This window comes from Vibrio sp. 9-16B-A1 (genome assembly GCF_056726165.1).
Genome location: NZ_JBSDZD010000007.1, coordinates 22,959 through 37,601, shown reverse-complemented (window position 1 = coordinate 37,601; position 14,643 = coordinate 22,959). Strand labels below are relative to the sequence as shown.

General features: G+C 52.1%; 12 protein-coding genes and 1 pseudogene. 6 read left to right on the top strand and 7 right to left on the bottom strand.

What is annotated here, in order from left to right:
• Positions 1–23: 23 nt before the first annotated feature.
• Entirely contained in the window at positions 24–338 is a 315-nt protein-coding gene (locus ACVB80_RS12690) for a hypothetical protein (protein ID WP_481081655.1), read from the top strand.
• Here ACVB80_RS12690 and ACVB80_RS12685 read toward each other — a convergent pair.
• The 5 genes and pseudogenes from ACVB80_RS12685 to apbC all read right to left on the bottom strand — a co-directional run bounded on the left by ACVB80_RS12685 (position 329) and on the right by apbC (position 6,141).
• A pseudogene (locus ACVB80_RS12685) lies at positions 329–1,017 on the bottom strand (HAD family hydrolase). The gene ACVB80_RS12690 and the pseudogene ACVB80_RS12685 sit on opposite strands and share 10 nt — an antisense overlap.
• Positions 1,018–1,063: 46 nt before the next feature.
• Positions 1,064–1,828 carry a hypothetical protein gene (locus tag ACVB80_RS12680; protein WP_481081654.1) on the bottom strand — a complete coding sequence of 255 codons (765 nt, stop codon included), beginning with the start codon at positions 1,826–1,828 and terminating at the stop codon, positions 1,064–1,066.
• Positions 1,829–2,001: 173 nt separating this feature from the next.
• Entirely contained in the window at positions 2,002–4,128 is a 2,127-nt protein-coding gene (locus ACVB80_RS12675; protein ID WP_481081653.1) for an AsmA family protein, read from the bottom strand.
• Between the two features lie 129 nt (positions 4,129–4,257).
• Complete coding sequence (udk, locus tag ACVB80_RS12670; protein WP_481081652.1) at positions 4,258–4,899, bottom strand: uridine kinase; 642 nt, start codon at positions 4,897–4,899, stop codon at positions 4,258–4,260.
• A gap of 168 nt (positions 4,900–5,067) precedes the next feature.
• The gene (gene apbC / locus ACVB80_RS12665; RefSeq protein ID WP_481081651.1) at positions 5,068–6,141 is read right to left on the bottom strand and encodes an iron-sulfur cluster carrier protein ApbC; all 1,074 of its coding nucleotides are present in this window, start codon (positions 6,139–6,141) and stop codon (positions 5,068–5,070) included.
• A 164-nt stretch (positions 6,142–6,305) separates the two neighbouring features.
• Here apbC and metG point away from each other — a divergent pair, with 164 nt between their 5' ends.
• The gene (gene metG / locus ACVB80_RS12660) at positions 6,306–8,372 is read left to right on the top strand and encodes a methionine--tRNA ligase (RefSeq protein WP_481081650.1); all 2,067 of its coding nucleotides are present in this window, start codon (positions 6,306–6,308) and stop codon (positions 8,370–8,372) included.
• A gap of 351 nt (positions 8,373–8,723) precedes the next feature.
• Positions 8,724–9,545 (top strand): hypothetical protein, encoded by an 822-nt coding sequence (locus ACVB80_RS12655; RefSeq protein ID WP_481081649.1) that lies wholly within the window; start codon positions 8,724–8,726, stop codon positions 9,543–9,545.
• Between the two features lie 34 nt (positions 9,546–9,579).
• Here the strand turns inward: ACVB80_RS12655 and fadR are convergent, their stop codons facing one another.
• Positions 9,580–10,419, bottom strand: coding sequence for a fatty acid metabolism transcriptional regulator FadR (gene fadR, locus ACVB80_RS12650; RefSeq protein ID WP_481081648.1), 840 nt, complete (start codon positions 10,417–10,419; stop codon positions 9,580–9,582).
• A gap of 642 nt (positions 10,420–11,061) precedes the next feature.
• Between fadR and nhaB the strand changes: the two genes are divergently transcribed.
• Positions 11,062–12,654 carry a Na(+)/H(+) antiporter NhaB gene (gene nhaB, locus ACVB80_RS12645; protein ID WP_481081647.1) on the top strand — a complete coding sequence of 531 codons (1,593 nt, stop codon included), beginning with the start codon at positions 11,062–11,064 and terminating at the stop codon, positions 12,652–12,654.
• Positions 12,655–12,731: 77 nt separating this feature from the next.
• Positions 12,732–13,256 carry a disulfide bond formation protein DsbB gene (dsbB, locus tag ACVB80_RS12640; RefSeq protein WP_481081646.1) on the top strand — a complete coding sequence of 175 codons (525 nt, stop codon included), beginning with the start codon at positions 12,732–12,734 and terminating at the stop codon, positions 13,254–13,256.
• Between the two features lie 47 nt (positions 13,257–13,303).
• Here the strand turns inward: dsbB and ACVB80_RS12635 are convergent, their stop codons facing one another.
• A complete protein-coding gene (locus ACVB80_RS12635) occupies positions 13,304–13,912 on the bottom strand; it encodes a YecA family protein (protein WP_481081645.1) in 609 nt (202 codons plus the stop codon).
• A gap of 112 nt (positions 13,913–14,024) precedes the next feature.
• On the opposite strand from ACVB80_RS12635, the gene ACVB80_RS12630 reads away from it, so the two are divergent.
• Positions 14,025–14,570: a type II secretion system protein gene (locus tag ACVB80_RS12630; RefSeq protein ID WP_481081644.1), complete on the top strand. Its 546-nt coding sequence runs from the start codon at positions 14,025–14,027 to the stop codon at positions 14,568–14,570.
• Positions 14,571–14,643: the final 73 nt, after the last annotated feature.

The window sequence follows — 14,643 nt, the reverse complement described above, 5'->3', positions numbered from 1 at the left end:
CTTAATAAGAACAGGAATAACACGTGCAAAAAGCATTACTGCTTGCCGGAATTGCTCTGGCAGCCTCCACTAATCTCCACGCTCATTCCCTGCCCGATCCGGAGCAGATCGAAGATTACGACACCTGCGTACTGGAGTTTTTGTCTGAGTCTCAGGATCCCAGCGCTACCGATGCGATAAAAAGCGCCTGCGCCAGCCTGTATGAATCAGACCGGCTGATCCCGGACGAAAAGCAGGCTCAGTACGACCGCTGCGTTTTACGCTATCTTCCCCGCTCAGAAGATGCAATGAAGACCCGGGAACTGCAAAACCGTTGCAGAAGCAAGGTTTATAACTGATTCGCCCGGCGCTCTCTTAACCCGCTCAGAACCAGAGACAGGCTCGGCTGAACTTCATGCCCCAGTGCCCGGATCTCTTCACACGGCTCAACCAGATCCGGGATCTGATACGTCATCATGTTCGCCGCCACGGCAGAGCGTACGCCGCCACGGCAGAGCGTACGCCGTTGTTCGAATCTTCAAAGGCAAGGCACTGCTCAGGAGCAATCCCGAGGCGCTCAGCGGCCAGCAGGTAGATTTCCGGGTGCGGCTTGCCCTGCTTTACTTCGCAACCTGTGGTCAGCACATCGAAGTAATGCGCCAGACCCGCCAGCTCCAGTTTAACTTTTGCCACGTCATTACGGGTAGACGTTGCTACCGCGGCCGGAATGCCCTGCTTTTTCAGCCATTCCAGCAGCTCAACCACCCCTTCTTTTTTCGGGATCGGCTGATGCTTCACTATTGCATCATAACGCTTTCGCCACTCCTGATTCAGGCGCGGGTAATCCAGCGCAGGCCCGTAGCCCTCTCGCAGTACTTCCTCAATGCCCTGTGCGTTACGGCCAATGATCTGCAGATAAACCTGCTCGAGAAACGGTTCGCCCAGCGCCTCACACGCCTCGCGGAACACTCGCATACACACCCGCTCGGTATCGAGCAGCAATCCATCCATGTCAAAAATAGCAGCCTTAAACGTCATAGCCTGTTACCTGGTTGTCCGGAAAAGCCGCTATCCTACTCTTTTCTCACCGTGAAATGTACTGAGCATGCAAATATTTCCCATCCGGCCAGCGCGTCAGTGGGTAGTGATATTGTGAAGACTCCATCAGGGCCACCATTCCCGGCAGACTGCTCTTCAGCGACTGACGCGTTTTAAGCCGCATCTCATCACTAACCAGATCGGAAGCTGAGCCCAGATAAGCAGCGGTGGAAAGATAGAAAAACTCGACCGCTTTACAGCTGCTGTCACAGGTCGGGTCGTCATAAGCGTAATAGCCGTTGGCTTCTGCCAGCTGCCACTGCTCGTAAAGTTTGCTGCCGGGCTTGTCAGAAAATACTGCGGGATACAGGCTCTGCCAGCCAGCATTAACAATAAGATGATGAATCTCTTCCTGTGAGGCATCACGGCGATGCACAGGACTGGTTTCATTTGCGGCCAGATCCTGACCGATCAGCCCATCCATATCCATTCTGTCAAACGCACTTTCGCTGAAACCGCTCCCGCTCATGACCAGGGTGGCTTTGTTTCGTTTGAGATGAGTTAACAGTGCGGGCTCATCGGCCTGGCCATCCATATCATTGTCCAGCCACTGCGCCGTCACACCAGCTGCATGAGCAAGCTTCTCCTTTGGCACCGCCCTGGTCGCACACAGGGTAACGGCATCAAACACCACCGCCTTTTGGGTAAAAAAGTCAGCCGGACAGCCACTGACCGTATCAGCCGACGGCGAGAACTCACCGCCTGTCGCCCCTGCACTGATCAGCGCACTGAATAACATCAATCCTTTCATAATAAGCTCCGGAGGATAAATAATAACCAGCTTACCCAATGGACGAATACAATTCTGTCAGTAACTGTCTGAAATTGGTATGTCAGTACACCTTACGCGCCCGCCCCGCGAACCACGAACCACGTCCCGCGCAACCAATAAAAAAAGCGCCTCCTTTCCGGAAGCGCTCTCTGTTAATTAAACAGCCCTTTCAGCAGCTGATCGGCGATCTTTTTGGTGTCATCCTGGTCAACCTTATCACCGAGCAGTTTCTTCAGACCCCGCTCAGCCTCTTTTTTGGCTTTCTGTTTGAGCACATCATCAAACACCAGCTTGTACTGAGGGTCGGTCCAGCTGCCGCTGACATTAATTGGAATGGTAACGTCACGCAGATCATCAATGCTCTTACCACCCTGACCTTCAAGGCTGCCGACGATCGAAGTGCGGATCAGCATGTCCATGGTCTGCTGAATATAGTTCACGCTGCCCTGACCGGCGATACGCAGCAGTGGCGATTCCATGTGCATATCATCCGTGGTCATGACACCTTTATTCAGTTTCAGGGTCGCCGTCAGTGCGCTGAAGTCGGTCTTCTTGGTCTCATTCAGCTCTTCCACCGGCTGACCTTTGAAGCGCGCGTAGTTAGTACGGATCAGCTGCGGAATATTGATCCCGTATACCGCACCATCGGCAAAATTGATCTTCACCACACCGGCCAGATTCTGTTTTGCCACATCCGGGATCAGGCTCTTGCCTTTCACATCCACACTGAGGTTACCGGTACCTTCGACCAGGTCAAACTCAGCCACATCCACAAACAGCGGGTGAACCTGAATCCCTTTGATGCTCTGCTTCACGCTGTAACTGGCCGGGCTCTTGCGCGCATCCAGTTTGCCGCTGGCAGTAATACTGCCGTCGTACAGTTTGGCTGAGAAGGAGTTCAGTACCGCCACACCACGATTTACGCTAAACGAAGTGGTTACTGCATTCACTTTGGCATTAGCCGCTTTGAACTTATCGATGACAATAGTGCCTTTTACATCCAGCCCTTTCAGCGCGCTCAGGTCCGGCTCGGCGACAACAGGTTTGCTGTCACTGCCCGGAGCAGGCTGCTCGCCGCCCTGTGGAGCGCTGTCACCAGACGCCGGTCCTTTACCACCAAGGCCAAGAAACTCATCGAGGTCAATCTCCGGGCTGTGCAGTTTAAAACGCACTTTCGGGATCTCTGCCAGGGTCACATTCGCTTTGCCATCAAACTGAAGCTTATTCGCGGTCAGTTTGCGCAGTTCAAATGCCAGGTGCTGCTTCACCATGTCAAAGCTCAGCTCAGAGTCCATGTCGACTTTCATCGGTGACTGAGGCAGTGCATCCCCTTTCAGGACGGAAGCCAGGGTCAGCTTACCAAGCTGCGCTTTGGTCAGCGCCTTATCGATGGTCAGCTCTGTGGTCGCTTTGGCCTCAATATCCAGCCCGGCTGCCAGTCCGCTCAGCTCGAAGCTCAGCGCGTTTGGCTTACCAAAGTTCAGGCTGCCAAGGGTCACTTTGGCTTTCTCAATCTTGTTAGCTGCATCCTGGTAGCTGGCGTCAAACACCAGGTCGCGGATCTCATAGCTCTGCAAATCACCCGCCAGTTTCAGGTCCACATTACCGGTCGCGGTGAAGCTTTGTGGGCCCGTGGTACCTTTGGTTTCAAAGCTGGCGTGAGTCCAGCTGTCCAGCGCAAACTTATCCAGGCTGAAGTTCATATCAAACAGGGAGAGCCTGCTGCCCGCCTGATGGTTGACTACGTCTACTTTAGCGTTGGTGACCCGGATCCCTGCAAGGGAGATGGTCCAGCCTTCGGCCGCACTTTGAGACGGAGCGGCTTCAGCGGGAGCCTGTGACTCCTGTTCCGCCGGCTTCTGCTCTGCCTGCTGGCTCTGTGATTTTGCCCCACTCAGCGCCTGAAGGTTACTGCGGCCATCTTTGAGAGTTTCCATTGAGAACTGCGCGCCGTCGAGCAGCACTTCACCAATCACCAGCTGCTTGCTGAATAGTGGAGAAACCTCCACTGCCAGACCCACCTGGCTGATGCTGAGCATGTTCGGGTTAGTGAATCCGGCCGGGTTTCTCAGCTCGGTTTTACCCAAACTGAAGCCCAGTGACGGGAAGAACTGCCAGCTGAGGTCGCCGTCAATCACCAGTTCCAGTCCGGTTTGCTGCCGGGCCTGTTCGGTGATCAGTGGCTTAAACTGGTTGGGATTAACAAACAACACCAACGCCGCAATGGCAACGAGAACAAGGATAATGGGTGTTGCTACAATCCAGAGTAGCTTTTTCATAGCGGGTTCCTTTCCATGCTGATACCAAACCAGGTTTGGCAGAAAGAAGAGTAAAAGTAAGAGTAACTTATACCAAAAGTGGCGCATATAGCGCCACTTTTCAAAACCGGTTTGAGGTAAAGCCCGGAGTTAAGCTTTCAGAAGCTTGGCGATGTGTGCTTTCAGCACGTCAATCGCGATACGGTTCTTACCACCACGCGGTACGATGATGTCAGCGTACTGCTTCGAAGGCTCGATGAACTGCATAAACATTGGGCGTACCGTTTCCTGATACTGCTTCAGTACAGAATCCATAGTACGGCCACGCTCTTCCACGTCACGCTTAACGCGGCGCAGCAGACAGATATCCAGCGGAGTATCCATAAAGATGGTTGCGTGCATCAGATCGCGCAGACGCGGATCCGTCAGCAGCAGGATACCTTCCAGGATGATCACTTTCTTAGCTGTCATCGTGGTGGACTCAGAGGTACGGGTGTGCTCGGTGTAGCTGTACTCAGGTACTTCTACCGCTTCGCCCTGCATCAGCTGTTGCAGGTGCTCACACAGCAGGTCGTGATCCAGTGCATTAGGGTGGTCGTAGTTGGTTTTCACCCTTTCGTCCATGCTTAGATGGCTCTGATCGTTGTAGTAACAATCTTCGGTGATCACACCGATATGATCGTCGCCAACTTTGGCGCGCAGCTCGTTATAGATGGTACTCGCGATTAAGCTCTTTCCGGAAGCAGAAGCGCCAGCAATTCCTACGATGACGCATTGATTGTTATTAGACATGTTAGTTGCACCTGAGACTAGATGGGTGGCAAGAAATAGATAAACCGCCTGATTATAGGGATATCTGAGTCGCTATACCAGTAAAGTATGGTTCAAAACTGCTCAACGGGAGAAAGCTTGAGCAGTTTTTATGGCCAAAGCGAAACTGCTCGCAAAGCAAACGTTTGGCTAAATCACGGTCACGTCAATCGACTTCGGACGGACCTTACCATTATGGTAAGTACGACTGGCCACTTTCGATGCCAGTTCCAGATACAGAGAAGCGTGTTCACTTTCCGGGCGGGCGGCTACCGTCGGCAGGCCTGCATCAATATCTTCGCGTACACTGATGTGCAGCGGCATTTTTGCCAGCAGCGCCAGACCATATTCCTGAGCCATTTTCTCAGCCCCACCAGCGCCAAAAATCGCCTCCTCATGACCGCACTGGCTGCAAATGTGGTAACTCATGTTCTCGACAAGTCCGGCGACCGGTACATCCACTTTCTCCAGCATCGCCGCGCCTTTGCGGGCATCGGCCAGCGCCAGATCCTGTGGGGTGGTCACGATCAGTGCCGACGAAACCGGGATCTGCTGAGCCAGCGTCAGCTGAATATCACCGGTACCCGGTGGCATATCCACCACCAGATAATCCAGATCCGGCCAGCGGGTTTCATTGAGCAGCTGGGAAAGCGCTTTGGAAGCCATAGGGCCGCGCCAGATCGCCGCTTCATCTTTGCTGACCAGATAACCAATCGAGTTGGTGTAAAGGCCATACGCTTCAACAGGCTGCATCCACTTATTGTCCGTGACCTCTGGTGTCTGTCCCTGGGTACCCAGCATCAGCGGCACGGAGGGGCCATAAATATCCGCATCAAGAATGCCCACTTTCGCGCCAAGCGCATGCAGCGCCAGCGCCAGATTTACGGCCGTGGTGGATTTTCCGACCCCACCTTTGGCCGACGTCACCGCCAGAATGTTTTTAACGCCTGACACAGGTTTTACCTGCCCGGTTTCCATCGCTGCCACTTCAGTAACCAGCTGATAATCAAATTCCGGGACTCTCTTTTCGGCAATCTGAGCGTTGAGCCACTGGCCAAGCGTATCAGGCAGGCCCTGTGCGACAAACGGCAGGCAGATATTTACCTGTCCTGTCGCCAGGATCCGGACTACGCCACTGGCTTCGCTCCAGCGTTCACCGAGCATCGGGTGACTGAACTGGTTCAGCCACTGACACAATTCATGTTTGGATTCAAATTGATGCATCACTACCTCCGGGCAATTAAAACGATCCTATCACTGCTACCGGTTGATCAGAACCCTAAAAAATATAAGGGGAATTACCCGGCGCTCCCTTGGAGTCCGGTGCTGCTTGGGGTAGTATTGACGGCTAAGTTTTTAATACCTATCTAGTAAAGCGAATTATAAGTATGGCAACTGATCCAAGAAACCTTTCTCCAAGGAAAATTCTGGCAACTTGCGCCCTTCCGTACGCTAACGGTTCTATCCACCTGGGCCATATGCTTGAGCATATCCAGGCAGATATCTGGGTTCGATACCAGCGCCTGCGTGGCAACACTGTAAACTTTATTTGTGCCGACGATGCTCACGGCACACCAATCATGCTTAAAGCACAACAGATGGGTATTACGCCGGAAGAGATGATCGCCGCAGTCAGCGAAGAGCATCAGAAAGATTTCGCCGGTTTTGATATCAGCTTTGATAACTACCACAGCACCCACTCTGATGAGAACCGCGAGCTGGCTTCGCACATTTACCTGGAGCTGAAAAAGAACGGCTTTATCTCAAGCCGCACTATCTCTCAGCTGTTTGACCCTGAAAAAGAGATGTTCCTGCCGGACCGCTTTGTAAAAGGCACCTGTCCTAAGTGTAAATCTCAGGACCAGTACGGTGACAACTGTGACAACTGTGGTGAGACCTACAGCCCGACTGAGCTGATTGATCCGAAATCTGCGGTTTCCGGTGCGACGCCGGTAATGAAAGATTCTGAGCACTTCTTCTTCGACCTGCCTCAGTTTGAGAGCATGCTGAAAGAGTGGACCCGTTCAGGCTCCCTGCAGGCAGAAACAGCCAACAAGATGCAGGAGTGGTTCGAGTCAGGCCTGCAGCAGTGGGACATCTCCCGTGATGCGCCTTACTTCGGCTTTGAGATCCCGGGCGAGAAAGACAAGTTCTTCTACGTGTGGCTGGACGCGCCTATTGGTTACATGGGTTCATTTAAAAACCTGTGTGACAAGCGTGATGACCTGGACTTTGACGAGTACTGGAACAAAGACAGCAGCACCGAACTGTACCACTTCATCGGTAAAGACATCGTTTACTTCCACAGCCTGTTCTGGCCTGCAATGCTGGAAGGCTCTGGTTTCCGCAAGCCAAACAACGTTTACGTGCACGGCTACGTGACCGTAAACGGTGCGAAGATGTCCAAGTCGAAAGGTACCTTCATCAAGGCAAGCACTTACCTGGATCACCTGGATCCTGAGTGTCTGCGTTACTACTACGCTGCCAAGCTGAACAGCCGTATCGATGACCTGGACCTGAACCTGGAAGACTTCACTCAGCGCGTTAACTCTGACGTAGTGAACAAGATTGTTAACCTGGCGTCACGTAACGCAGGCTTCATCACCAAGCGTTTTGAAGGCAAGCTGTCTGCAGAATTTGCAGAGCCTGAGCTGTACAACGAGTTTACCGCTGCCGCTGACCGCATCGCAGAACTGTTTGAGACCCGTGAGTTCGGCCGCGCTATCCGCGAAATCACCGCTCTGGCAGACAAAGCGAACCAGTACGTTGATGAGAAAGCCCCATGGGTTGTAGCGAAAGAAGAAGGCAAGGACAAAGAGCTGCAGGACATCTGTTCTGTGGGCATCAACCTGTTCCGCGTTCTGATGACTTACCTGAAACCAGTAATGCCTGAGCTGGCAGCCCGTACCGAAGGCTTCCTGAACGAAGAGCTGACCTGGGAAGGCATCGCAAGCCCACTGACTGGCCACGAGATCACCAAGTTCAAGGCACTGTTTAACCGCATCGATCCTAAGAAGGTCGAAGCGATGGTTGAAGCGTCTAAAGAAGATGCTGCAGCAGAGAAAGCCGCGGCTGATAAAGCCCAGGCAGCTCAGACTGAAACTGAGCTGAGCAAAGATCCTATCGTTGACGAGATCGAATTTGACGACTTTGCCAAAGTCGATATGCGTATCGCTAAGATCATCTCTTGCGAAGAAGTACCAAAGGCCAACAAACTGCTGAAGTTCCAGCTGGATATCGGTGGTGAGACCCGTCAGGTATTCTCTGGCATCAAGTCAGCGTACAAGCCGGAAGAGCTGGTTGGTAAGCACACCGTAATGGTTGCAAACCTGAAACCACGCAAGATGAAGTTCGGCATGTCTGAAGGCATGATCCTGGCAGCAGGCCCTGGCGGCAGCGACCTGTGGATCCTGGAACCACACGAAGGCGCACAGCCTGGCATGCGTGTGATGTAAGGACCTGGGTACTGGGTACTGGGTACTGGGTACTGGGTACTGGGTACTGGGTACTGGGTACTGGAAAGATACTAAACCAACCGCATGTGCGGTTGGTTTTTTTTATGCCCCGGGATAAATAACTGCTAACGCGAACCCAGAACCGAGGACCGAGAACCCAGAACCGAGGACCGAGGACCGAGGACCGGGGACCCCAGGCCGTCCCCCCAACGCCCCAACACAGTGCACCTGCACCACCCAACATCAACCCGCTTCCACCAGCCTTTTATATCCCATTGATTTTAAAGGAAACCCAAGCTGGCACCGATAATGCAACAACACACATGGTTTTTCTGCAGGAAGGAGAAAACTATGTTTATCATCGTCAGTTTACTGGCCGCAGGTGGCGGCTTATGGCTTTTTTATCACACATCGTCATTAAGACAGGAAAACAACCAGCGCAAATACGGCCAGCTGAATCTGCTGCGCCATTTGATTCAGCTGTGCAGGGAGCACCGGGCGCTGACTCATCAAATCTGGTGTGACAACGATGGCGTACCAACCCGCTCAGAAAAGAAAAAACTGGGCCGGCTGCAACAGGAACTGTTATACAGCTGCGATCAGCTGCGCGAACGTGCCCACAGCGACAACCGGCAGCTTTTCCGTATCTACTCAAGGCACCTTTCACACCTGTGCCGGGAATGGCAGAGCATGGGGCTGGTGAAAAATCAGGTGGCGCACGGTAAAGCGATTCGCCATGCCATGTACCTCATAGATGAGCTGGTGATAGCCTGGGTTATCGAAGGCAGGCTGAACTCACAGGTGCGCTACCAGAAAGCCTGGCAGCTGGCGCTGGACGGAATGGATTCACTGACCCAGTTCCGGATCGCGATAGCCAGTGAAGATTCGGCAAAACTAAAACGTAACAGCGATCTTCTGATCCGACGGCTCAGTCAGCTGGCGCTGATGAACGAGCACCCGTCTGGTCGGCCTGCCCTGTTGTCCATTCACCGGCGACTGAGTGATATTCATTATGCCAGCCGGATGTTTGAACCGGAATCGCTCTACAGGCTGGCCAGTGACATTTCCACCGAGCTGTTCAGCCAGTACGATCTGGTGCTCAGCGGGATCTGTGAGGAGCTCTACCAGCCCCTGCCCAATCCCGGCATGAGCGTACAAAAAAAGCCCGCTTAACAGCGGGCTCATTCATATTCTGAATATCTGCAAATTATGCGTCGTCTTCAGTAAAGTCCTGAGGCAGGGTGGTCTTCATCTCGGTCCAGATGTGGCCACTCTCAATGCCATAGTGACGGATAAGCGCAGGCAGTGCGTCGCGGTTACCTTCTTCGCAAACTGTTTTCAGTTCACGATAAAACTCCAGCGCCAGTTCACGGGCCTGAGGGTTAGAGAAGTAGTAGCTGCCTACACGATCGTACAGCTTCTTCAGACCATTAAAGATCAGGCCATAGATCTGGTTGCCGGAATGGAAAGCCAGACGCTGGAACAGCATGTAGTCGTAGAAGTTGAACGTTTTTGCCACCAGCAGAGCCTGACGACGGGTTTCGTCCTTCTCGTTATCTTCTTTAACACTTTGTTTGAGCTTATCCTTGTACGGCGAAGCCTCAACAAACTCATCCCAGCCAGGTGAAGCCAGCAGCTGTTCACAGGACTCAATCACACTGGTGATCGTCTTCAGTGACGCTTCTTTGTTGGCCTTAAATGCATAACGCATAAAGATCGGGCTGATGTTTGTACGCGCAGCCAGAAGATCTTCTACGATGCTGGTGGCGTTATCCGCATCCAGCGTCATCAGGGTATCCAGAATATGCAGACCGGAAGTTTCCATAAACTGGTTAACTTTGGTTGGTTTGCCATGCTGAATGGTGAGCCATCCGTCACGCGCCAGACGCTGCAGTACTTCCCTCAGGGTAGTACGGGTAACGCCAATCAGCTCCGACAGCTCGCGCTCTGCGGGCAGGATGGAGCCTGGAGGGAAACGTCCTTTCCAGATGCTCTCGATAATATATTTTTCAGCAAAACCTGCTGGGCTTTTTGCCTTAATAACCATGAATGCTTAAATCCGCGTGGTTTAGGAATAAAAAATTGCACTCATCATACCACTTAAAGCCGCCAAGCGAAAACCTGTTACAACGGACAGCGTTTGCGAATTAAAACTTAATTACATTTTTGTTAAGTTTGACCCCCTCAAATGAATAACGTGAATTATGTCGCATTTCTTATCATTTATAACAGGTAACCAACATTACACTTTGAAATATTTGTTTGCACTTTTGAATAAGTATTAATGATAAGTCAGTAAGTTAAATTAAAAACATCACACTCTGAAGCCCGTTAAAATCTGGCCGCACAGGGAAATACATCACTTGCATGAATTTGTAAGCAAAGGTAACAAATTGTGTTATCCTTGAGCGATTCCGGTCGAAATTTCACGGTTGATTCTAAAACTTCCAATACCGATAACAATTGCCTATTGACTAAAAAATGGGTAGGAGTAGAGTTTCGCCCGGAGAATAAGGAGTGCTTGTCTATATCAGGGATGGACATGGCAAGGCGATCGTAGTGTCGTCACCTTGTCGCTTTTCTATGTTCCTTTTTGATGGATGATTGTTTTAGAGAAAACATCAATTTTCTCTTGTCAGGGATACAGACACACTCGTAGTGTCAATTTTTACAACAAAAGAGTCTTATCATGCCGATGTCACTCGGGAACGCTTTTATTAAGAACTTTCTGGGCAACGCGCCAGACTGGTACAAATTAGCCATCATCGCTTTTCTTATCGTCAACCCAATCGTCTTTTTCCTGGTCGACCCGTTTGTCGCCGGATGGTTGCTGGTTGTTGAGTTCATTTTCACCCTTGCAATGGCACTGAAGTGCTACCCGCTTCAGCCTGGTGGTCTGCTGGCCATTGAAGCCGTTGCCATTGGCATGACCAGTCCTGGTCAGGTTAAACACGAGCTGGTTGCTAACATCGAAGTTCTGCTGCTGCTGATCTTTATGGTTGCCGGTATCTACTTCATGAAGCAGCTGCTGCTGTTTATTTTCACCAAGATACTGCTGGGCGTACGCTCCAAAGCTATGCTGTCGGTCTGCTTCTGTGCTGCGGCGGCGTTCCTGTCTGCATTCCTTGATGCCCTGACCGTTATCGCGGTTGTGATCAGCGTTGCAGTAGGCTTCTACGCGATTTACCACAAAGTAGCATCCGGCAAAGGCTCCAACGCCTCTCACGACCACACCAGTGATGACCACCTGTGTGAAGTAACCCGTGAAGACCTGAACAACTACCGTGCCTTCCTGCGCTCTCTGCTGATGCACGCTGGTGTGGGTACTGCACTGGGCGGCGTGATGACCATGGTTGGTGAGCCTCAGAACCTGATCATCGCAGACCAGGCGCACTGGCTGTTCGGTGAGTTTATCGTTCGCATGCTGCCAGTCACCCTGCCGGTACTGTTCTGTGGCCTGCTGACCTGTATTCTGGTAGAGAAAACCAAAATCTGTGGTTACGGCGCCGAGCTTCCAGCCAGCGTTCGTCACATCCTTGAAGAGTACGATCTCGCTGAACGTAAGCGCCGTACCAAACAGGACGTCGCTCGTCTGGTTATCCAGGGCATTATTGCTGTATGGCTGATTGTAGGCCTGGCACTGCACCTGGCAGCAGTTGGTCTTATCGGCCTGTCAGTAATCATCCTGGCAACCGCGTTCACCGGTGTTATCGAAGAGCATCAGCTGGGTAAAGCGTTTGAAGAGGCCCTGCCATTCACCGCCCTGCTTGCCGTCTTCTTCTCTATCGTAGCGGTAATTATCGACCAGCAGCTGTTCAAACCGGTTATCGACCTGGTACTGAGCCTGGAAGGCAGCCAGCAGATGGTTATGTTCTATATTGCCAACGGCCTGCTGTCGATGGTATCGGACAACGTATTCGTAGGTACGGTTTACATCAACGAAGTGAAATCAGCTCTGCTGGATGGCGTGATCACCCGCGACCAGTTCGACCTGCTGGCGGTAGCTATCAACACAGGTACCAACCTGCCATCGGTTGCGACACCTAACGGTCAGGCTGCATTCCTGTTCCTGCTGACGTCTACCCTGGCTCCGCTTATCCGCCTGTCATACGGTCGTATGGTGTGGATGGCACTGCCATACACCATCGTTCTGACCCTGGTTGGCCTGTTTGGTATCAGCTACCTGCTGGAGCCAATGACAGCATGGTTCTACGATATGGGCTGGATTGTTCACCACAGCGCGAAAGCCATCAGTACTGTGGCACCGGCTGTAGGTCACTAAAAAACCGGTTGAACCGGGAACTAAATCAATATAAAAAGCTCTGTGTATTCAGAGCTTTTTTATTTAAGGATGATCGTTTGTCACTGCTAACTCCCATCAGACAGTTTTCTGAGTCCCGCTGGTCATGGTTCCTTCTGTTTGCCAGTATCGTTGCCTTTGAACTCTGCGCCCTCTACTTCCAGCACGTCATGATGCTGGCACCGTGTGTTATGTGTATCTACGAAAGGGTGGCAATGAGCGGAGTGGGTATCGCTGCGCTGTTTGGCATGGTGCAGCCAAAAAATCCGGTTATTCGCTGGCTGGGCTTCGCAGGATGGGGCTACAGCGCCTACCGGGGACTGATGCTCTCCATCGAGCACGTGGATTACCAGTTTAATCCTTCGCCGTTTAAAACCTGTGATATTTTTGTCTCGTTCCCGGACTGGGCTCCGCTGCAGAAATGGATTCCGTGGATGTTTAACGCCTACGGTGACTGCAGCAAGATCGTCTGGCAGTTTATGGGCCTTTCCATGCCACAGTGGCTGATCGTTATTTTTGCCGGCATGCTGGCCGCGCTGGCGGTGGTTATCGCCTCTCAGTTTGCCAAACCAGCCAAAGCATAAATACCCGCCCAAATACAAAACAAGCGCCAACCGGCGCTTGTTTTGTATCAGTTCTTACCGCAACACTGCTTGAACTTTTTGCCACTGCCACATGGGCAGGCATCGTTTCGCCCAACGGACTTATACGGGTTCACGCTCTGTGCTTTACCACCAGCCAGCGCTTCATCGGCTGCCAGTGCTACTTCATTGACCATCAGATCCAGCTGAGGTTTCAGCTCCGCCAGCGCCGGGACCGGTTCAATGCCCGCTTCTTTCATCTGTGCCTGAGTCTGCTCTTCATCAATCGCCAGCATCAGGGTAGTCAGCAGCGCCTGCAGCATGCGCACCGTACCATCAGACAGGCTCAGCTCCTGCCACTGCTCCTCAATCACAGGCCAGACGGTCATAAAGCCCTCTGCCAGGTCTGCCAGCATCTCATCACTCCCTTCTGCCTGTGCCAGCAGCGAGTACTCGCTTCGCTTGAGCATAGCGAACTGAGCATGGATCTGCTGCTCAACCTGAGCAACCTGTTCTTTTGACGGCGCTTCAACAATGGAGGTCAGCCAGCTTTCCGGCTGCAGTGGCTTTGTGGTCAGGTTGGCCGCAAGGACCGCCCCTTCAATGAACTCCGGGCTGTGGTCCTGCCACTCTGCCTGTAAATCAATCTTTCGATACATCTGGTTACACTTATTTATATTTTGATAAATCTTTGGCATCATAGCGCAAAAATTATAAACACGTGAAAGCGGCTGCTTTCGTATTTTTATTGCTTGCTACAGAAAACGCATTATGAAAAATCGCTCTCCTGGTTTCACCCTGATCGAGCTGGTCGTGGTGATCGTTATACTTGGTATTCTGGCGGTCACCGCCGCTCCAAAATTCCTTAACTTACAGCGTGATGCCCATATCAGCCGGGCTGAAGGCTCGTTTGCAGCATTCACCAACGCGGTGCAACTGTACCACAGTAAATGGATGACGTCCGGTGAGCCTGACTCAACCAAACCTCTGAACGGCTACGGTAACAACGATATTTACCCATCGAACACCGGCTTTCCTTTAGCGGTAGCCCACCTGCCGAAAGACGACGGCAGCGCAATCACAGGTGAAGACTGTGCCAAATTGTGGGGCTCATTGCTCGACACCGACCTGAGAGCCCGCAACCACGGTTCCAGCGTCTTTCCTTCAGACGAGGAAATCGTCTCCTGGTACACTCAGGACGGCTACTGTTACTACTATTACACTTCGGGTTTTACAGCAGGCGAAGCCATTCCACGCCTGAACTACTCACCATTTACCGGTGAGACACGTATGGTGTACTCCACCCCAAGCGGCTGATACAGCCATTCTGTAAGGCCCCGGGGAAGTAAATCGTGACTTTTCCCGGGTGCCACTCTACAATTCCGCCTCA

Bases quoted from the DNA above. Each gene is read 5' to 3' on its own strand.
- ACVB80_RS12680 (WP_481081654.1), bottom strand. From the start codon at position 1,828: ATGAAAGGATTGATGTTATTCAGTGCGCTGATCAGTGCAGGGGCGACA.
- ACVB80_RS12675 (WP_481081653.1), bottom strand. From the start codon at position 4,128: ATGAAAAAGCTACTCTGGATTGTAGCAACACCCATTATCCTTGTTCTC.
- udk (WP_481081652.1), bottom strand. From the start codon at position 4,899: ATGTCTAATAACAATCAATGCGTCATCGTAGGAATTGCTGGCGCTTCT.
- apbC (WP_481081651.1), bottom strand. From the start codon at position 6,141: ATGCATCAATTTGAATCCAAACATGAATTGTGTCAGTGGCTGAACCAG.
- metG (WP_481081650.1), top strand. From the start codon at position 6,306: ATGGCAACTGATCCAAGAAACCTTTCTCCAAGGAAAATTCTGGCAACT.
- ACVB80_RS12655 (WP_481081649.1), top strand. From the start codon at position 8,724: ATGTTTATCATCGTCAGTTTACTGGCCGCAGGTGGCGGCTTATGGCTT.
- fadR (WP_481081648.1), bottom strand. From the start codon at position 10,419: ATGGTTATTAAGGCAAAAAGCCCAGCAGGTTTTGCTGAAAAATATATT.
- nhaB (WP_481081647.1), top strand. From the start codon at position 11,062: ATGCCGATGTCACTCGGGAACGCTTTTATTAAGAACTTTCTGGGCAAC.
- ACVB80_RS12635 (WP_481081645.1), bottom strand. From the start codon at position 13,912: ATGTATCGAAAGATTGATTTACAGGCAGAGTGGCAGGACCACAGCCCG.
- ACVB80_RS12630 (WP_481081644.1), top strand. From the start codon at position 14,025: ATGAAAAATCGCTCTCCTGGTTTCACCCTGATCGAGCTGGTCGTGGTG.